General features: G+C 59.9%; 18 protein-coding genes. 16 read left to right on the plus strand and 2 right to left on the minus strand.

Going from position 1 to position 19,733, the window contains the following annotated elements:
- Positions 1–104 precede the first annotated feature (104 nt).
- From AB4099_RS03235 to AB4099_RS03260, 6 genes are all read left to right on the plus strand, one after another.
- Positions 105–491: a hypothetical protein gene (locus tag AB4099_RS03235; protein ID WP_441477010.1), complete on the plus strand. Its 387-nt coding sequence runs from the start codon at positions 105–107 to the stop codon at positions 489–491.
- Positions 492–943: 452 nt separating this feature from the next.
- Entirely contained in the window at positions 944–1,462 is a 519-nt protein-coding gene (locus AB4099_RS03240) for a hypothetical protein (RefSeq protein ID WP_441477011.1), read from the plus strand.
- A gap of 278 nt (positions 1,463–1,740) precedes the next feature.
- Complete coding sequence (locus tag AB4099_RS03245) at positions 1,741–2,766, plus strand: NAD-dependent epimerase (protein ID WP_441477012.1); 1,026 nt, start codon at positions 1,741–1,743, stop codon at positions 2,764–2,766.
- Between the two features lie 228 nt (positions 2,767–2,994).
- Positions 2,995–3,819: an ABC transporter permease gene (locus AB4099_RS03250; protein WP_113510909.1), complete on the plus strand. Its 825-nt coding sequence runs from the start codon at positions 2,995–2,997 to the stop codon at positions 3,817–3,819.
- Positions 3,819–5,135, plus strand: coding sequence for an ABC transporter ATP-binding protein (locus tag AB4099_RS03255; protein WP_441477013.1), 1,317 nt, complete (start codon positions 3,819–3,821; stop codon positions 5,133–5,135). The genes AB4099_RS03250 and AB4099_RS03255 overlap by 1 nt, the downstream gene beginning before the upstream one ends.
- Positions 5,120–5,368: a hypothetical protein gene (locus AB4099_RS03260; protein WP_441477014.1), complete on the plus strand. Its 249-nt coding sequence runs from the start codon at positions 5,120–5,122 to the stop codon at positions 5,366–5,368. The genes AB4099_RS03255 and AB4099_RS03260 overlap by 16 nt, the downstream gene beginning before the upstream one ends.
- Before the next feature lie 85 nt (positions 5,369–5,453).
- Here the strand turns inward: AB4099_RS03260 and AB4099_RS03265 are convergent, their stop codons facing one another.
- Entirely contained in the window at positions 5,454–6,323 is an 870-nt protein-coding gene (locus tag AB4099_RS03265) for a class I SAM-dependent methyltransferase (protein WP_441477015.1), read from the minus strand.
- 201 nt (positions 6,324–6,524) lie between these two features.
- On the opposite strand from AB4099_RS03265, the gene AB4099_RS03270 reads away from it, so the two are divergent.
- The 10 genes from AB4099_RS03270 to AB4099_RS03315 all read left to right on the plus strand — a co-directional run bounded on the left by AB4099_RS03270 (position 6,525) and on the right by AB4099_RS03315 (position 18,358).
- Positions 6,525–7,376: an alpha-1,2-fucosyltransferase gene (locus AB4099_RS03270; protein WP_441477016.1), complete on the plus strand. Its 852-nt coding sequence runs from the start codon at positions 6,525–6,527 to the stop codon at positions 7,374–7,376.
- The gene (locus AB4099_RS03275) at positions 7,373–8,404 is read left to right on the plus strand and encodes a glycosyltransferase family 2 protein (protein WP_441477017.1); all 1,032 of its coding nucleotides are present in this window, start codon (positions 7,373–7,375) and stop codon (positions 8,402–8,404) included. The genes AB4099_RS03270 and AB4099_RS03275 overlap by 4 nt, the downstream gene beginning before the upstream one ends.
- Before the next feature lie 45 nt (positions 8,405–8,449).
- The gene (locus AB4099_RS03280) at positions 8,450–9,940 is read left to right on the plus strand and encodes a glycosyltransferase family 4 protein (protein ID WP_441477018.1); all 1,491 of its coding nucleotides are present in this window, start codon (positions 8,450–8,452) and stop codon (positions 9,938–9,940) included.
- Positions 9,933–10,940, plus strand: a complete 1,008-nt coding sequence (locus AB4099_RS03285; protein ID WP_441477019.1) for a DUF268 domain-containing protein — start codon at positions 9,933–9,935, stop codon at positions 10,938–10,940. Before AB4099_RS03280 ends, AB4099_RS03285 begins: the two co-directional genes overlap by 8 nt.
- On the plus strand, positions 10,937–12,076 hold the full coding sequence (gene rfbG, locus AB4099_RS03290) for a CDP-glucose 4,6-dehydratase (RefSeq protein WP_441477020.1): 1,140 nt from the start codon (positions 10,937–10,939) through the stop codon (positions 12,074–12,076). The genes AB4099_RS03285 and rfbG overlap by 4 nt, the downstream gene beginning before the upstream one ends.
- Entirely contained in the window at positions 12,073–13,020 is a 948-nt protein-coding gene (locus tag AB4099_RS03295) for an NAD-dependent epimerase/dehydratase family protein (RefSeq protein ID WP_113510916.1), read from the plus strand. The genes rfbG and AB4099_RS03295 overlap by 4 nt, the downstream gene beginning before the upstream one ends.
- Entirely contained in the window at positions 13,017–13,784 is a 768-nt protein-coding gene (gene rfbF / locus AB4099_RS03300; RefSeq protein WP_113510917.1) for a glucose-1-phosphate cytidylyltransferase, read from the plus strand. Before AB4099_RS03295 ends, rfbF begins: the two co-directional genes overlap by 4 nt.
- 309 nt (positions 13,785–14,093) lie before the next feature.
- A complete protein-coding gene (gmd, locus tag AB4099_RS03305; RefSeq protein ID WP_113510918.1) occupies positions 14,094–15,173 on the plus strand; it encodes a GDP-mannose 4,6-dehydratase in 1,080 nt (359 codons plus the stop codon).
- Positions 15,160–16,113 (plus strand): GDP-L-fucose synthase, encoded by a 954-nt coding sequence (gene fcl / locus AB4099_RS03310; protein WP_113510919.1) that lies wholly within the window; start codon positions 15,160–15,162, stop codon positions 16,111–16,113. Before gmd ends, fcl begins: the two co-directional genes overlap by 14 nt.
- A gap of 34 nt (positions 16,114–16,147) precedes the next feature.
- The gene (locus AB4099_RS03315) at positions 16,148–18,358 is read left to right on the plus strand and encodes a glycosyltransferase (protein ID WP_441477021.1); all 2,211 of its coding nucleotides are present in this window, start codon (positions 16,148–16,150) and stop codon (positions 18,356–18,358) included.
- A 14-nt stretch (positions 18,359–18,372) separates the two neighbouring features.
- Here the strand turns inward: AB4099_RS03315 and AB4099_RS03320 are convergent, their stop codons facing one another.
- A complete protein-coding gene (locus tag AB4099_RS03320) occupies positions 18,373–19,476 on the minus strand; it encodes a glycosyltransferase family 4 protein (RefSeq protein WP_441477022.1) in 1,104 nt (367 codons plus the stop codon).
- Between the last annotated feature and the right edge of the window lie 257 nt (positions 19,477–19,733).

Consider the following 19,733-nt stretch of genomic DNA (forward strand, 5'->3'; position numbering starts at 1 on the left):
CGTGTCGCAGCGCGCCGACAGGTACAACGAGATCGGCGCACCGAAGTCAGAAATGGCTGGCGCACCATCCCAATCCCGCCCGCGCTAGTCGATGCTCTAAAAGTATGGAAGAGCAGTGCCCCAAGGGTGAGCTAGGACTCGTCTTCCCGACGGGCGCGGGCAACGTCGAGTCGCTTGCCAACATCCGCCGCCGCGGTCTCATTCCTGCTTGGGAGCTTGCCGGTGTTGTGGTGCCGTCCGAAAATGTTGACGAAAAAGGCGAGCCGATCGCTCAGGCTAAATATGAGGGCATGCATTCGCTAAGGCATTTCTACGCAAGCTGGTTGATCAACCGGAAGGTCGACGGTGGGCTGGAACTGCCGCCGAAGACCGTCCAAGCGCGCATGGGCCATTCGTCGATCATGGTGACGCTGGACACCTACGGGCACTTGTTTCCAAGCGCCGATACGGGTGCCGAAATGGAATCCGCGGCAATGGAATTGATTGGCTGAAATATGGAGGCATGCAACACACCTGCAACACAAACTGAAATTTGCAAGTCAATTCAACAGATGCACGCAAAATCATAATCCGCGTGTCGGGGGTTCGAGTCCCTCTCCCGCTACCATCCCAAAGGCATACTCCATTGGGATAGGCGGCTCCGCGGAACAGCTCACTCAGGTCGCATTCAATCGAATCTCCGGGCTCTCGCCGGCCGCCGCCGGGTGAACGGCTACCGTTGCGATCAAGTCGCGTAACACCGTCCAGCGGCTCGATCGCCGCCAGATTATGGTTCTTCGCCGTCGACGGCAGGCGTGATCCTTCGTTAACCACTCCCTGCAACGCTTGCTTGTCCACGAACTGTCATGACAGTCTGCCATTGACGCGACGATGCCTGAAATAGCGTCCCGGCCACCACGCCAACGACGCACGCCATATCGGTGTTCACCGGAGGGTTGGGCCATTGACTGCGGGAAACTGGATTGCGCTGAGCGGACTCGTGATCGCTGTCGCTTCGCTGTCGTTATCGATACGGATGAGGAGACAATATCGGAGGCTCCTCGACGAGGTCGCGGAACGAGAGCGATCGGTTCGCGCCTGGGTCTTTCGCATCGCACAGGATGATGAGGCCTCGGCGCCACTTCAGCGCTGCACGCTCTCGTTGAAGCATCCGCTCCTCGGGGGCGCGTGCGAACTGAATGCCGTGGAGATTGAGACCAGCAGCGCATTGCGGGCTGATCTGTCGCATTCGGGCCATTGTACGTCGTTCACGACGGGGGGCGTGCGGCGCCTGGATCCTCCGATCCGTCTTGGCAGTGAGGCCGTTCAGGTGAACCTCGCCCTGCATCTCCTCAAGCGCGAGCAGGTGGAGGCGCGGGTGGTCTTCAAGGGCCTGCGTCTCGACGCCGAACGAACCCCGATTCAATGCGCAATCCCACTCCGGCCCGAAGAGTTCCGGCCAGGTTTGGCGGCCCCGGCGTAGAGACGGCCCAGAGCCCTCCAGGGGAGGCGTCGGACTATCCCGATTTGCCAGCGCCTGGATTGCGACCGACATCTGGTTAAGGAAGCCCCCCGGCGAAGCGCGGGGAATACGTGGGCAACTTATGGGGCCAAGGCGTTTGACAGGCCATTGAAAACGGCCCGTGTTTGCAGCCCCCTTCCGAGTCCGCCCATTAGACTGTTCGGCGATACCGAATCGGGTATGCTTTTTCGAGCACTGCGCTCTCCCGCGACCAACGATAACGATCTGGCGCCCATTCCGTGACGATCAAAACCGCACCGCAACGGGTTCTGCTCACAGGCGCGGCAGGTTTCGTCGGCTTCCATGTGACCGAGGCCCTGTTGGCGCAGGGCGTTCAGGTGCTCGGCATCGACAATCTCACTCCCTATTATGATCCTGCCCTCAAGCAGGCTCGGCTTGATCGGCTAACCCCGCGCAACGGCTTTTCATTCGAGCAGCTCGACATTGCCGAGTATGACGCATTTCAGAACGCCTTTGCGCTCTTTCGCCCGGACGCCGTGATCCATCTCGCCGCGCAGGCCGGCGTGCGCTATTCGCTCGAGAACCCGCGCGCCTATGCGAGCGCCAATCTCGACGGCTTCCTCTCGGTGCTCGAGGCTTGCCGGCACCATCCTGTCCGGCACCTGATCTATGCCTCGTCGAGTTCGGTCTATGGCGCCAATGCCAAGGTGCCCTTCAGCGAGCACGATGGCGCCGACCATCCCGTCTCGCTCTACGCGGCGACCAAGCGCGCCAATGAGCTGATGGCGCATTCCTATGCGCATCTTTATGGCATTCCGGTCACTGGCCTGCGCTTCTTTACGGTCTACGGCCCCTGGGGCCGACCGGACATGGCCTATTTCAAGTTCACCAAGGCGATTCTCGAAGGCCGTCCGATCGACGTCTACGCCGAAAGCGAGATGAGCCGCGATTTCACCTATATCGACGACGTCAGCGAGGCGATCGTTCGGCTGATCGGAGAGCCGCCGATTCCCTCGCCCGACTTCAACCCCGCCTCGCCCGATCCTGCGACGGCCGCAGCGCCTTATCGCATCTACAACATCGGCAATCACACGCCAGTCCGGCTCGATCGCTTCATCGCGGTGATCGAGGCTGCCTGCGGCAGGAAAGCTACCAAGCGCCATCTGCCCATGCAGCCGGGCGACGTACCCGCGACCTATGCCGATGTCAGCGCGCTGGCGGCGCGCGTCGGCTTCAGCCCCTCGACCTCGATCGAGGATGGCATCCGGCATTTCGCCGATTGGTATCGTGACTTCTATGGCTGAAACAAAGTAGCGGCGCTGCCAACGCGTCGGCCTCTCGGCCTGACAGGTCAGGAAATTCACGATCGGCTGCATATCAAACGACGCGCTCTTGCGCCAAGCGCGGCCAGTAGGTCCCACGCACGCGATGGAAGCCCTGCACGAACATGCGGCTTCAATGTCGGCCTGTTGAACTGCCCCCCCTTATCGAGTAGACCGCCGTCCAGTTCATAGCATTTAGGATCAGCGCGCTTGCCAAAGGATACCATCATCATCACGGCCGAGAGCCAGGATGGAAACTATTGGCGCGACCTCTGGCGCGAACGGGAGCTTCTCGCCTTTCTTGCCTGGCGCGATTTGCTTGTGAGATACAAGCAGACCTTTGTTGGGATTGCCTGGACGGTTCTTAAGCCGCTCGCCGTCATCCTGGTTTATACGTTCGTATTTGGAGTTTTGGCGCAACTGCCGTCACATGGCGTGCCATACACCTTGATCGTGCTGACGGGCCTATTACCGTGGCAATTGTTTTCAACGGTCATGCTCGTGTCGAGCGACAGCCTCCTGAGCAATGCACACTTGGTTCAGAAGGTCTACTTTCCGCGCATCATCATTCCGGTTTCCTCGATCGTGGTCTGTATCGTCGATCACCTGGTCTCCTTCCTGATCATTTTCCTGATGCTGGCTTGGTTCGGTGTCGCACCGGGATGGCAGTTTCTGCTGCTGCCTTTCGTGACCTTTCTCGCGGTCTGCTGCGCCCTCGGCCTGGGCCTGATCGCCGCAGCACTCAATGTGCGCTATCGCGATGTTCGGCAATTGCTGCCAATCCTGCTTCAAATTGGTGTCTTCGTCTGCCCGGTAGGTTACGCAACGAGCCTGGTCTCGGAGCGCTGGCAATGGCTCTATGCGCTTAACCCGGTCGTTGGCATCATCGATGCCTTTCGCTGGTGTGTTCTGGGCAAAACCGAGCTGATCTTTCCTCCCAGCATTCTTGTCTCGATCGTTTTCGCGGTAGTCTCTCTGGCTGTGGGTGTGCGGGTCTTTCGGCGCGCCGAGCCTTCCTTTGCGGATGCTATGTGATGAGCCTGGCTATTCGCGTTGAAAACCTTGGCAAGCTCTACGCCATCAATCGGGATGGCGCGCCGGCCGCGAGCTCGCTGCGCGAGCAGATGGCGCGCGGCTTCGGCCGGCTGATCGGGCAAGGCAGCCCGGCCGTACCCCGTCCCGATGAGCGGGCGGCGGCCGTCCGTGACAAGGAATATTGGGCGCTTCGCGACATTTCCTTCGAGGTCAATACGGGCGAGCGCGTGGGTGTCATCGGCGCCAACGGCGCTGGCAAGTCGACACTGCTCAAGATTCTCAGCCGCGTTACCGCCCCTACCGAGGGCCGTGTCGAGATTCATGGAAAGGTCGCAAGCCTGCTCGAGGTCGGCACTGGCTTTCACCCCGAGCTGAGCGGTCGCGAGAATATCTTTCTCAACGGAGCCATCCTGGGCATGTCGCGCCAGGAGATCCGGAAGAAATTCGATCAGATCGTCGATTTCTCAGGCGTCGAAAAGTTCATCGATACACCGGTGAAACACTATTCGAGCGGCATGTATGTCCGCCTCGCCTTCTCGGTGTCGGCCTGGCTCGAGCCGGATATTCTCATTGTCGATGAGGTTCTAGCGGTTGGCGATCAGGCGTTTCAGACGAAATCGGCGGCACGCATGCGCGAGTTGACTCAGGAGGGGCGAACCGTGCTCTTCGTCAGCCACAGCATGGCGACCATGAACCAGATGTGCCAGAAGGCGCTCTATCTGGAGAATGGACGCGTATCTTCCTTCGGTACGGTGGAGGAAACAACGATTGAGTATCAGCGCGACGTAATCGAGCAGATTGAACAAGGGCCTTGGCATCGCGCCGAGTTCACGCCTCCGGATGCGCGGGTGACATTGGCTCGCCCTGAGGACAGCGCCGCAACACTACTATCCGTACGCGTCTGTGATCGGGAGAATCGCACAAGGGATTTCCTTGATATTGCCGAGACATTTGCGATTGAAGCCAGCTATAGCCTAGATCAACAGGTCCCGGACGGCGTTGTTCCCAATTTGCACTTCTACGATGAGATGGGCGGACGGGTTTTTATCAGCCTCCCGGCCCAGCTGATGCCAGGTGTTGGGGGCGGCTACAAAGTGCGTTGTGTTATTCCAGCATTCGCGTTGAATGTTGGGCGCTATTTGGTGGGATTCGCCCTGAGCACTTTCGGAGCAGAGACAAGGAACCACTTCGACGCGCAACTCTGCCTGCGTTTCGAAGTTGTCGAGGGCGATCTATCCCTCGACAAGCGCAGGCATGGGTACCTCGGTACTTTGCCGGGCTTTTCACGCCCTCGTTTCGATTGGACGAACAGCTGAAGCGGCGCCAGTCGAACAACGGTCAGCAGCGAACGCAACACTACTGTGAAGCCGTCACGGTGTGCAATCTCGGCGCGAGTGGAAATCCGGTGCTGATCCTCGTCGAAGCGAAAGCCAACGCGCTGGTCGTTGTCCATGAACAGCTCGCCTGCGGGCGCCGCTTTCGCAACCTTAGTGGCGTCGCCAACGTGATACCGGTATGCTTTGCATCCCATTCCGGACGACTGCGCTGAAGGAAGAACGAATTCGGCTGATGGCTGAACTCGCAGCGAGAGTGTGCGAAGCGCACCAACCAAGTCTCGCAGTGATGACGATGTGCTACTTAGGTATCTCGGCCCCGCGCCGGAAAATGAACTCCTGAAGCCGCTCAAAAAAGGTTTTCTCCTGCGCAATCGGGATTTTCCGCAACTCGGCGGGAAGTATCTGCAACTCCTCCGGCCCGTACTCGATACCGTGCCAGATCAGCTTGCGATTGCCTGCCACGAGCAGAGTGCCGTCGAAACCGTGAAAGATGGCGGCTTCATATTCGGGGTTTTTGACCTGCGCCGGCGTATAGGTCGCCAACCCATGCTCCTTCACGAGCTCGTCTCGCATGAAGAATGCGTTCCAGTCGGTTGCCGCGACCATTGAGTAGCCCTTTTGCCCGGCCAATTCCACGAACGCCGCGACGGAAGCGCCACGATTTATCTCAGGGTCGTTCTGCTGGACATAGACGACATGCGCCGGGATCGAAGGATTGAACTCCACAACCACGAGCTTAGGCAGATGGCGTTCTAGACCCTCCCATACATGATAATCGTTGCCGTCGATGTCTATCGACAGGAGCTCGAAGTCCCGTGGCGCCCCAGCCGAGTCGAGCAAATTGTCGAGCGAGTTCGCTCCTCGCGCCTCAACAAACGCGTTCAGCCTCGCAATCCTGCCATTTCGCGCATAATTCGCTTCAAGATCCTGGAAGCGCTCCGCGGAGCCTTCGATGAAACAGCCGCGCCAGCCCTCGTCTGCAAGTTTCGCCGAATTGGAGAGATGCCGCCCATCCCAGGCGCCGAACTCGACAAAGTACCCCCTCGCGCAACCGATCTGCTTGAACAGGTGCTCAATAATACCGTCTTCGCCCGACTGTGAATGAACGTTTCGGCACCACTTCTGAAAAGGAAGGTCCGGCTTCCCACCTAGGGTTCTTAGGATCATGAGCCGCTCGCCCTAATGCTTTTCTGCGCGTAAGAACGCCCGTCTAGACGGGGCGTGTGCGGTTGACAAGGCTGACCCTAGACCATAACCAGCCCGCGTTTCCCTACACTGGCGGCGTGATTGCCGCTTACCTGCGGGCGTGCTCGATGGACGATCCTCCTCGGCACGGAGAGTAGACAAATGCGCACCGTCACAGTCCGTTTGATCGGCGGCCTCGGCAACCAGCTCTTTCAATACGCAACCGCGCGCGCGCTAGCGCTGCGCAACGGCGGCGCTGTCAAGCTCGATGTCAGCGGATTCGAGGCTTACGGTTTGCGGCGCTATGAACTCGATGCATATCCTATTGAAGCCAGTCTCGCGACAGCGCAGGATCTGGCGGCTTTCGAGACACAGTCGCCACCTGCCGGCACCTTCGGGCGCATCATGCGGAAGCTCCGGCCGCCTGCACGGATCTACCGCGAGCCGCACTTTCACTATGATCAACAGCTCGCCTCGCAGCTGCTGCCGATCTATCTCGACGGCTATTGGCAGAGCGAGCGATATTTCGTCGAAGCTGCCGATCAGTTGCGCCGTGACCTGACGCCGCGCGAGCCTCTCGATCCCGACAATGCAGCTCTGGCTCACGAGATTGAGGCTGTCGAGGCCGTATCGCTTCATGTTCGGCGAGGCGATTATGTGAGCAACGCTCATACCAACGCCTATCACGGCGTCTGTTCGCTCGATTATTATCGGGCGGCCATCGCGCTCATCCGCCAACGCGTGGGCGCGCCGCATTTCTTCGTGTTCTCCGACGATCACGATTGGACGCGCGAAAATCTTCGCCTTGACGGCCCTGCAACATACGTTACCGCCAACCCGGCTGACCGCGGCTTCCGTGACATGCAACTGATGGCACGCTGCCGACATCACGTCATCGCCAACTCCTCGTTCAGTTGGTGGGGCGCCTGGCTGAACCCCTCCCCTGACAAGATCGTGGTGGCACCGAAGGGCTGGTTTGTCAGCCAGGACAACGATACGCGCGATCTGTTGCCGACTGGTTGGATCCGGCTATGAGCAATCCCTGGGTCAGCGTCGTGATGTCCGTCTATAACGGCGCTGCCGACGCACCGAAGGCGATCCGTTCGATTCTTGATCAGACTTTTGGCGATTTCGAATTGATCGCCATAGACAACGGATCCTTCAAGGACGACACTCGGGCTGTCCTGGAATCGATTGCGCAGAAGGAACAGGACGCCCGCCTGCGCATCGTGACGCTTGACCAGAACATTGGCCTCGCCGGCGCCCTCAATCACGGCATAGCGTTGGCGCGCGGGCGCTATATCGCAAGACAGGATCACGACGACCTCTCGCTGCCGGATCGGCTGGCCCGCCAGGTTGCCTATATGGATTCACATCCCGGCTGCGGCTTGCTGGGGACGCGTGCGGAAATCTGGATCGGAGATCAGCCGACAGGCCGCGCCCACGATCATCCGCTCGACAATGCGACATTGCAGCTCGCCCTGCTCTTCAATAATCCCTTCGTGCATTCGTCCGTGATGATCCGCAGGTCGGCGCTCGACCTGGTCGGCGACTACACGACCGACCTGGCACGACAGCCACCCGAAGATTACGAACTGTGGTCCCGCATTGCACGTCGCTTCGAGGTGGCGAATCTGCCGGAGCGGCTGCTCGTCTATCGCGAGATGCCGAACAGCATGTCACGCAACGGACCCAATCCATTCCTGGATCGGTTGTTGCTGCTTGCCTCAGAGAATATCGCGTTCTGGAATGGCCTCGCGGTGCCGGATACAGCGTGCCACGACGCCGCTGCGCTGAGCGTGACGGCCTATGATCGACTATCCCCAGGGGCCGACATACAGACGATCTGTGCGCGCGTGGAGCAAGCGATCGATGCGATTGACGCTTCAGCTTTACCCCCGACAGCGGTTGCGGACCGGGCTCAGGCCCTCGCCAATTTGCGCCACCATTATGGGTTGGCTCGAAAGCTTCCGAACTGGTCCAGACCCTTCATCAAGCTCGGGCGCAAGATTCCGCTGTCAACGTCACTCAGAAAATATGTCAAGAATTGGCTGACCCGGTAAAGCGAGGCGGCAGCCTTTCTACATCTCCATTCAAAGAGTATTTCAATGCGCCTGCTTCTTGCTTGCGAATTTTATCATCCGAGCCGTGGCGGCGTGCAAGAAGTGATGCGTCAGATCGCCGAGCGCCTGGTGGCCGCCGGGCATGATGTGACCGTGGTGACGACGCGCCTCCCGGAGCGAGATTTCAAAAGCCACAATGGCGTGAAGATCGAGGAATTCGCCGTATCCGGCAACCTCGTCAACGGCATCAACGGCGAGACCCAGGCATACGTTGACTATCTCAAGGCCTTCGACGGCGACGCCGTTATGATAAAGGCCGCGCAACAATGGACCTTTGACGCATCCTGGCCAGCGCTCGATGCAATCAAAGCCCGAAAGATTTTCATCCCGTGCGGATTTTCGTGCCTCTACGAAACGAACTACAAGAGATATTTCGATGAATTGCCAGAGATACTGGCAAAATTCGATAGGCTGATCTTCTACGCCGAGCGCTATCGCGATGTCGATTTCGCACGGGCGCACGGCCTCGACAAGCTCTCCTTCATCCCCAACGGGGCGAGCGATGTCGAGTTCGAGCACAGGCCAGCGCCAGGGCTGCGCGCCCGCCTCGGTATTTCCGAAGACGCGTTGCTGATCATGACGGTCGGCACCCCCATCAACGCCAAGGGACATACCGAGCTGGCGCGCGCCTTCGGCGCCCTTGACCCCAAAGGGAGGGAACTCGCGCTCATCCTCAACGGTCAATGGCCCAAGCCCCCGCCCGAGCCTGTGTTCGAGGCGGAAGATGCCCAGTCGGGATCCGTGTCCAACGCGCTGCCTCCAGGCACGAAGCCACGGACATCCAGTGCGGTCGCCCGGATTCTGGGCAATGCCAGCGAGATATGGCGTCGTGATGGATCGAGCGCGTTCCTGGCGCGCGCATTACAATTTGCCCGATATCGCGCGATAGGAGTGCTGCGATCCGCCACAGCACCGTTCTACCGGGCCTGGCGCGCAGCCCATGCCGCTTCGAACGGCGCCTTCCCCGCTCCACCTCCTGCGCCTCGGACCATCGACGACGACATCGCCGACGCCGAGGCTCAGCCCCTCAAGCGCGTCTTCAAGACGAACCTGTCGCGCGACGACCTGATCGGCGCCTTCTTCACCGCAGACCTGTTCGTCTTTGCCTCGAATGTCGAGTACTCGCCACTCGTGCTCTTCGAGGCAGGGGCAGCCGGCCTGCCCTATGTGACCGTTCCCGTCGGCAATGCGGAAGAGATCGTGCGCTGGACCGGCGGAGGAGAGATTTGTCCCGCGGCCAAGGACGAGCGCGGCTATACTCGCGTGGCCCCGGATCAGTTGGCGATGCATATTCAGGCTCTGCTCGATGATCCGGCCCGGCGGAGGGCATTGGGCGAGGCCGGCCGGGATTCATGGCGAAAAATCTATAATTGGGCAGCAATCACATCCCGATATGAGGCTGTCCTTAGCGGCAAGGGCGGTGAGTTTACCTCTGAATTTCTCAGCGGCGCGTCCCGGAGAACTCACCATGACTGAGAAGATGGATTTTCAAGCCGCTCGATTGGCCGGGCGACTGGCCAGCTCCTGGGATCGCCTCAAGAAGAAGGTCCATCTGGTTCGGACGTATGATCTTGACCAAGAGGACTTGCTCGAGAAGGTTCTGCAGAATCAGGCATTGGTAGATGCCACGCTCACGCATCGCGATCTCGCTGCCGAAGCCCTGCGCATGCGAGAATATACCCAGCGCGTCCTTGACGAGCGCTACTGGCTACAAGACGTCCTTGACCAAAAAGACTTCGTCATGGGCGAGATGGATCGCAAGCGGGGAGATGAGGCGTCCCAAGCCGCCTTCCGAGCGGAGCTCCAGATCTTCAAGACAGAAGCGAACGCGCTGGGACAAAGACTGCCTGTTCGCGATGAGGATATCTATCCGCAACTCGGGGACCGCACCGCCAGCACGCCATTTGACCGGCACTATCTGTATCATCCTGCCTGGGCTGCGCGTGTTCTTGCGCGAACCCGCCCGGTTGAGCACGTCGATATTTCGTCAATCCTTCAGTTTGCGACAATGCTCTCGGCATTTGTCCCGACAAGATTTTACGACTATCGGCCAGCCCCGCTCGACATAGCCGGCCTCACCTGCGGCGCTGCTGACCTGGCCGCACTTCCCTTTGCCGATCAAAGCCTGCCTTCGCTGTCCTGCATGCATGTGCTGGAGCATATCGGGCTTGGCCGCTACGGTGACCCACTCGACCCCGATGGCGATCTCAAGGCGATTGCCGAACTGGTGCGCGTATTGGCTCCTGGAGGAAACCTGCTGATTGCGACGCCTGTCGGGCGCCCGAGAGTGCAGTTCAACGCGCACCGCATTTATGACCACGAGGCCTTTGCCAGCTACTTCGCCCCGCTCGAACTCGTGGAATTCGCCCTTATCGAGGAGCATGGCGAGCGTGGGCCTATTGTCGCTCCTCCTGCTGAGCTAGTACGCAGCCAGAATTATGGTTGTGGTTGCTTCTGGTTCCGGCGGGCGGCATGAACGTCACTGCCGATCAGACCAAGCCGGAAAACACGATGACACAGGGTACCGCCCCCTCGCTTCCTTTTGAGCATGGCTTCGCCGGCCGCAAGGTGCTTGTCACCGGTCATACCGGCTTTACCGGGGGCTGGCTTGCGCTTTGGCTGACACAACTCGGTGCCGAGGTGACCGGGCTTGGGCTGGATCCGATCACCACACCTAATCTCTTCTCGGGCGCCAAGATCGGAGGGGAGGTTCACTCTGTCATTGGCGACATCCGCGATGCCGCGCTGACGCGCGATATTGTGGCTCAGGCCGCCCCTACCGTCATATTCCATCTGGCCGCCCAGCCCCTCGTCTCCCGCGCCTTTGAAGATCCACTTGAAACCTTCGCGACCAATGTCATGGGCACTGCAAATGTGCTCGAAGCCGCCCGCAGCACCCCGAGTGTCAGGGCCGTGGTGTGCGTGACGACAGACAAGGTCTACGCTGATCAGGCGTGGCATTGGGGTTACCGCGAGAATGATGCCCTGGGAGGCAAGGACCCCTACAGCGCCTCGAAGGCGTGCACGGAACTTGTCGCCGCCTCCTATCGTGCCACGCTGGCGGCGCGAGGCAATGGAGTGCGCATAGCGACGGCGCGCGGCGGCAACATCATCGGCGGGGGCGACTGGTCCGACAACCGCATCGTGCCGGACTTCGTCCGGGCGGCAGGCACTAACGAGCCGCTCGTCATTCGCAATCCAGCCGCTGTCAGGCCATGGCAACATGTCCTGGCCTTAGTGCATGGCTATCTGATGCTCGCGGACCGGTTGCTCGCATCGGATGCCGATGCCAACTGGAACTTCGGCCCGCAGAATGACGAAGCCAAACCTGTCGCCACGCTGCTCGACACGCTTCAGAAGCATTGGCGCCAAATCCCAATCGAACAAACTCCAGGCGCGTTCCCCGAAACGCATTTCCTCCATCTCGACAGCACCAAGGCGCGGCAGCTCCTTGGCTGGCAGCCGCCCATCCGCTTCGACGATACCGTCCGTTTGACAGTTGACTGGTATCGCCGCGAAGCGGACGGCGCAGACCCGCGCGCACTCACGCTTGAGCAGATCGCTTTCTACCGCGAGGGCCTCCGCAAGCAGTTACCAGCGCTGGCGCAGTGACTCAGAATCTTCTCATTCTCGGCGCGTCCGGCTTTCTCGGAACCCATCTCGTGGCGACCTGCCGGCGGGAGGGGCGGCCATTTCTGGCGGCCAGGCGCAAGGGCGCATCAGCCGGCATTGCGGCCGACATACCGCATGCCGAGGTCGACCTCTTTGATGAGGGCAATTGGGCCCAGCTTATTGCCAGCCACCGGATCAACGCCATCATCAATCTTGCAGCCTCAGGTGTTGCGCCCACGGACCGCGACCCACTCACCATGCAGCGCGTCAATGTCGACTTGCCGGCCACGCTGGCCCGGGCGGCTGCCGGGCACGCAATCCTAGTCAATGCCGGCAGCTGTTCCGAATACGCCCCCCCAGCATCGGGCGAGCCGATCGACGAGGATGCACCACTCGAGACGGGGAAGCTCTACGGCTCCTCGAAGGCCGCAGGCGGGCTGATGAGCATGGCTACGGCGACAGCGCTTGATGTGCCTATGCGCCATCTGCGCTTTTTCAACATTTTTGGGCCCGGAGAAGCGGCCCATCGGCTGCTCCCCAGTCTTCTCACCGCTGAACGCGAAGGCACCCGGGCGGCACTTTCGTCGGGTGCTCAGATTCGCGATTTCATCCATGTCGACGACGCTGTCAGCGCAATTCTCCGCGCAGCGGAGCGCCTGGGCTCCGGGATCGCAAGCGGCGCTGCGGCTTTGAATGTTTGTTCGGGCGTCGGCACGAGCGTCCGAACCTTTGCCGAGACCGCAGCCAGAACCCTGGGCTTGCCGGCAGAATATCTTGGCTTTGGCGACATCCCGATGCGGCCCGACGATATTCCCTATCTCGTGGGCGATCCGACCAGGATGCGTTCCGACCTTGATTGGGAACCGGCTTTTAATAGCGCCAGCGGAATAACAGCTTCCATCATCGCAATGAGCGGCGCACATCGCCTGGAGGAAAGAACGTGAAAGTTGTGATTCTCGCCGGCGGCTTCGGTACGCGGCTTTCTGAAGAAACCGATATCCGCCCAAAGCCGCTGGTCGAAATCGGCGGAAAGCCGATTCTCTGGCATATCATGAAAATCTACGCGGCCGCCGGCCTGACGGATTTCATTATTTGTTGCGGCTATAAAGGGCAGATGATCAAGAACTACTTCGTGAATTATTTCACGGAGAATTACGATATTACCGTAGACCTCGGCTCCAACAGCGTCGATTTCATCGGAAACCCCAGCGAAAAATGGAAAGTTACGCTGATCGATACCGGTCCGATGACGATGACCGGCGGACGTCTGAAGCGCGTGTCTCACCTTCTCGGTGGCGAGACCTTCTGCATGACTTATGGCGACGGCGTTGCAGATATCGACATCAAGCGCGTCATTGCTCATCATCGCGCTGAAGGGCGCCAGGCAACGGTGACCGCTGTTCCCTCGCCGGGCCGGTTTGGCGTGCTCGAACTCGGCGGAGGCGTCGTGTCGGAGTTTCGTGAAAAGCCTGCCAATGAAATGGGCTGGATCAATGGCGGCTTCTTCGTTCTCGAACCGGAGACAATCGACCTCATCGCCAACGACGCGACAACCTGGGAACGCGAACCACTGGAGCAACTCGCGGCCAAGGACCAACTCGCCGCCTACCGCCACACCGGTTTCTGGCGCCCAATGGACACGCTGCGCGACAAGCGCGAGCTCGAGCAGATGTGGGCCACCGAAGCTGCGCCCTGGAAACTCTGGTAGCAACGAGCCCCAGGTCAGCAGCGCCTTGCATGGACGCCACCACGTCGCGAAGTATTGTGATGTTCAGGGCGCTGCTTCAAAATTTGGATCGCGATCAGCGCTCCGAGACGTGTGGCAAGAACCCTCGGATGCCGCGCGCAAGGCCTGACGCAATTGTTTGACTGACGCACGCGATTTGGGTTTGCACCATGCTGCGGCTTCGGCTACGGCCAACCTTTCGCGCAAGTTCCGCCACGCGCCGAAGGACCTGTCGCTCGCGACAAGGCCTCTCGTTATACTCAAGCGAGAGCTGTCTAGGGAATTACATTGATGACGAGTGCTGAGACCAAAGGGCGCGTTGCGCTGATCACGGGCGTCACGGGTCAGGACGGCGCCTATCTCGCCGAACTCCTCCTGGCGAAGGGCTATGTTGTTCACGGCGTGAAGCGCCGCTCATCCTCCTTCAATACGCAGCGTATCGATCATCTCTACAGCGACCCTCACAAGGGAGACACCGCATTTCGCCTGCACTATGGCGATATGACGGATTCGACCAACCTCATTCGTCTCGTCCAGGACACTCAACCTGACGAAATCTATAATCTCGCGGCCCAGAGCCACGTCGCAGTAAGCTTCGAAAGCCCGGAATACACCGCCAACGCCGACGGAATTGGCGTGCTGCGCCTGCTTGAAGCGGTGCGCATTCTCGGCATGGAGAAAAAGACGCGCTTCTATCAAGCGTCGACGTCCGAACTCTACGGCTTGGTTCAAGAAACGCCGCAGAGGGAGCGCACCCCCTTCTATCCGCGTTCACCCTACGCCGCAGCCAAGCTCTACGGCTACTGGATCACGGTCAATTACCGCGAAGCCTATGGAATGCATGCTTCGAACGGTATTCTCTTCAACCACGAAAGCCCGATCCGCGGTGAAACCTTCGTGACCCGCAAGATCACCCGCGCGGTGGCCCGCATTGAGGCGGGCCTCGAGGACTGCCTCTATCTCGGCAATCTCGATGCTCAGCGCGATTGGGGCCATGCGAAGGACTACGTGCGCGGCATGTGGATGATCGTGCAGGCCGAGCAAGCAGACGATTTCGTGCTCGCCACCGGCGTGACCAGGACCGTGCGAGAGTTCGTCGAGCTGGCGTTCTCGGAACTCGGCCGCAAGATCGAATGGCGCGGCACGGGCATCGAGGAGACCGGTGTCGATGTCAAAACCGGCCGGACGGTGGTGTGCATCGACCCACGTTACTTTCGACCGACCGAGGTGGAGCTCCTGATTGGCGATCCAGCCAAGGCGCGCGAGCAGCTGGGTTGGGAGCCCGAGATTTCGTTTGCCGAACTCATCGGTGAAATGGTTTCAAGCGATTTTGCCGCCGCCTGCAGGGAGCGCGATCATGGCATCGGCTAACTACGCACTCGCGGGAAAGCGCGTTTACGTCCCGGGCCATAACGGCATGGTCGGCGGCGCAATCGCGCGTCGCCTGGCGTCGAAGGGATGCGACATTCTGACGACCGAGCGTTCAGAGGTCGATTTGCGCGACCAGGCTGCAGTCGAGGCCTGGTTCAAGAGCAACAAGCCTCAAGCCGTGTTCTTGGCCGCCGCCAAAGTGGGCGGAATCCACGCCAATAACGTCTATCGCGCAGATTTCATCTACGACAATTTGTCGATCGCACTGAACATAATCCATGCCGCTCATCGGCACGAGGCGGAGAAACTCATGTTTCTCGGCTCCTCCTGCATCTACCCAAAGCATGCCCATCAACCGATGGATGAAGGGCAGCTATTGCAAGGGCCGCTCGAGCCGACCAATGAGCCTTACGCAATTGCCAAGATCGCCGGCCTCAAGCTGGCCGAGAGCTATCGGCGCCAGTACGGCCGTGATTTCATCAGCGTCATGCCCACGAATCTCTATGGGCCCGGCGACAACTATCACCCCGAGAACAGCCACGTGGCAGCTGCGCTCCTGCGGCGCTTTCATGAGGCGAAGCTCACCAGTGCGCGAGAAGTCGTCGTATGGGGGACGGGCACGCCCCGCCGCGAATTTCTTTACGTAGAGGATCTCGCAGATGCCTGCGTCCATCTGATGGAAACCTACTCGGCCGACGAACCGGTCAATATCGGTACGGGCGAGGATGTGACGATCAAGGAACTGGCGGAGCAGGTGGCGCAGACTGTTGGCTATGGCGGAGATATTGTCTTTGACCGCAGCAAGCCCGATGGTACTCCGCGCAAGCTCCTGGATGTGTCCCGCTTGAAGAAACACGGCTGGAGCGCAAGAACGCCTCTCGCCGATGGCCTCAAGCTGACTTACGCTTCGTTCCTCCACAGCGTGCACCGTTCGGCCTGACCCCGCACCGCAGGGAAGCGACAAGAAGGTACGGATGCTTTCTCATGCAAAACGGTTCGCATATGGCGCCGTTTCGAAGTTCCTCCGTGCTCTGATCCGGCTAACGGCCACACGGTCTCCGCGCTTGCGGGGTCCGCTGCACTATCTCGACACCCTCGTAAGCCAGGGGCGCTATGGTGAGTTTAATGCGCTCATCGCCCACGGCATCGGCAGGTTGGCCGGCAAGCTCCGTCCTGGGCCTGCTGGAGGCGCGGATCGGGGCAAACAGCATGCATTCAGAGCCATTAGGATCGATGCAGCAACGCAGCGTCTGTCGATCGACGGGAAGCCGATCGAGAAGGACTACATCTATTCCTTTCCAGACTCCGGAGCCAAAACGCTAGTCTCCGTCATTATTACGTGTCGTAATCACGGCGAATACCTGCCGGATACGCTTGTCGCGGCAAGGGCGCAAACGCTGGTCTCTCGGGATATCATCATCATAGACGATGGATCAACGGAACCAGAGACAGTTGGACTACTTGATAGATTTCGAACAGAAAATGATCTGATCGTATTGCGGCAAGCTGAGCAGGACATACCAAACGTCCGCGATATTGGCATTCGTCAGGCACAAGGCGAATTCATCTGCTGCCTTGATGCCGGCGATCTGATTGACCCGACTTATCTCGAATGCGCCATCGCACGACTGCTGGCGGACCGCTCTACAGGCTTCGTCTACCCCTATGTCCGCGTTCTCGGTGAAGCAGTAGAGGTGCGGCACACGGAAGATTTCGACATTGATCGCGCGATACTCGGCAACTTTACTGCCGTGTCTGCAGTATTCCGGCGAGACGACTGGGACCAGATCGGCGCCTGTTCGGCAGGAATGCGCGATCCTTCCGAGGATCGGGCGTTCTGGGTAAGGCTTGCGAGCCTCGGCCGGCGCGGCCATGTGATCCAACGCCCCCTAGTCGCTCATCGGCGTCCCGATCGCACCCTGACAAATGACGCGAAGGAAATGCATGAGGAGTTGCCCTCCCCTACGCCGGCGTTCATTCCGCGTGCCTTTGCCGAGCCCAGCTTCCGGCAACTTCTGAAGCGCATTGCGCCGCCCGAAAGGCCCGATGCAAACCCGTTCACAAAGCTCAAGCAAGCCATCGCTCGGCCTGAGAAGCCCGGCCTTCTTGTCGTAGTACCCTGGCTGCGGCGCGGGGGAGCCGAGGTACTCCTGCTATCCCTGCTCAGAGGGCTAAGCCAACAATGGCACATCGTATTAGCCACGACCGAAGATGATCCGCACCTCATGCACGATGAGTTCGCCGCTGTGGTGCCGGAGATATTTCACCTGACCGCCATATTGGAGCAGGCGGATCGCACAGCATTTCTTGCCTACCTCGTCGACACACGCGCAGTTACCCATTGCTTGTCGAGCCAGTCCGCATGGCATCTGGCCCAACTACCGGAGCTCAAGAAACAATTCCCACATCTGCGCACCGCGAATATCCTGCATAATCACGTACCGGATCGGGTTTTTAGAGCGGCGCTCGGCGCGGGGAGTGCACTCGACCGTCATCTCGCCGTGTCGGGCGCTGTCGTAGATACCTTGAAAGCCTCCGGTATCCCCGAAACACGCATCAAGGAAATCGCCAATGGCATTGATGTCGAGCCAGGTGCCGGCGCAGCAAAACACCGCTCGGCCACCCGCGCAGAGCTTGGCGTGCCGGACGATGCTCGATTGCTGCTCTGGGTAGGCCGCTTTGGTGAGGAAAAGCGCCCCGGCCTCTTCGTCGAGATCGTCGCCTCTCTCTCGGCCGATCCATCGCTTCAGGCCATCATGGCGGGAGAGGGCCCCTTGGAAGCATCGGTCGATTCAGCCATTCGACATTTCGGGATGGCGACGCGGATCCAACGGTTGGGCCATCGTGACCGGGGCGAAATCACACGACTGATGGCCGCGGCGGACATCCTGGTCCTGACCTCTACCGTTGAAGGCATGCCCTTGACGGTCCTTGAAGCGCTTGCCGCGGGTTGCCCCGTCGCGTCCGTCGATGTCGGCGACGTGGCTCGCGTGATCAAGCCTGGCTTCAACGGCATCCTGATGGAACCGTCGCGCGCCCTTGATCTTGCATCTGCGATAGAGGCAGCGTGGCCTATTCTGACCGGAGAGGCCGCCAGAGCCGCCATCCGCAAGGATTTCTCGACGAGGTCCCATACGGAGCCAGCGATGGTGCGCGCCTATTCCGAGGCCCTGGCCGCGCTTTAGAAATATCGCTCGGTTCAATCGAGCGCCTTGATCATGAGGTCGACGAATCGCTCTGGAGAATGCGTGTCACGTCTCGCAGCGATTGTGCGCCCGATGTACCGATAAAGCTCGGGATCATCCATCACCCGGCAAAGCGCATCGCCAAAGGCTGTCGCATCGACAGCTCGAGCAAGAACGCCGGTTTCACCATCTTCGATCTGTTCCCGCAGGCCACCGACGGGCGTCGCCACGACCGGCATGGCAGCTCCCAAGGCCATCGCAGCAATCCCCGATTGGCTCGCCTCGACATGGGAAAGCATCAACAGATGATGCGAAGATAGTGCTTTTGCCATCTCCTCGTCGCCGACCCAGCGATTGATGATATTTGCCCCCATCGCTGTCAGCTCGGCCTGCTCCGCCGCGAGATCTCCCTCGCCCATGACCGTAAGGGATATGCGCCGCCCTTGTGCGTTCAGGCGCTTCAACGCAGCGACGAGGAGAGGCAAGCCCTTGTAGGCCATGATGCGCCCGAGAAAGAGCACGCGCCAAGGCTCTCCCAAAGCCGGAGGTGGCAGATAAGACCGTGGCTCGCCGAGAACCGGGTGGAATAGCGTGACGTTGCGCGACGGATCGAGTCGACCAGCCTCGATGGCGTGTCTGCCGACAGAATCGCTCAGCGTGAAAACCTGGTCTGCAACAGCAATATCGCGCATGAGCAGGGGATGGGCCAGACCACGGTGGTCTCCCGGATGCCGCTGGGCATCGTGCAAGATAGTACAGTAGCGTGCCCCGGCAGCACGCAAGGCCGGCGCGATAGCCCACGACCAGACATGAGGCATCAGGGTTACAACATGCGTGATCCCCTCTTGCTTCACGCGCTGTGCGAGTTCCCGGCCAATCGAGCGCGCACGCCAGAACTGAAGCGCGCCAAGGCCGCGACGGAATGTATCAACGGGGATAAGACGCTCGCCCAAGTCGGCGAACTGCGCAAAATCGACGTTCTCACGAGAGACCGCAAGAAGTGCCTTGTGATCCGCGCGCTGAAGGAAGGCTCTAGTGATGGCAGAGGTGAAAGGAAACAATCCTTGCCGGCCAAGATAGATCAGCAGCACGGTCTTGGTTTGGGAAGCGACCCTCATGCGCATCTCTTGAGCCTATGGATGTTTCACGTGCGGAAAGAGCCCGACCGTCGCATGCCGACGAAGCCGCGATGTATCATGCTGCCTTATGCGAGATCGGGTTGCTAAGGAACCGATTGCCGCAAGTTTCCTCGTCCCTGTTCTGGACAACGCAATCGGTAAGCCTGCCCGCAATCCGGCATCTGTCTCGCTCCCGCAGGCGCCCCTGCGAACCGGAACATTCCCGCGACGGGAAAGACCACCTCCCCGATCGACTG

This window comes from Allobosea sp. 2KB_26 (assembly GCF_052115715.1).
Lineage (GTDB): Bacteria > Pseudomonadota > Alphaproteobacteria > Rhizobiales > Beijerinckiaceae > Allobosea.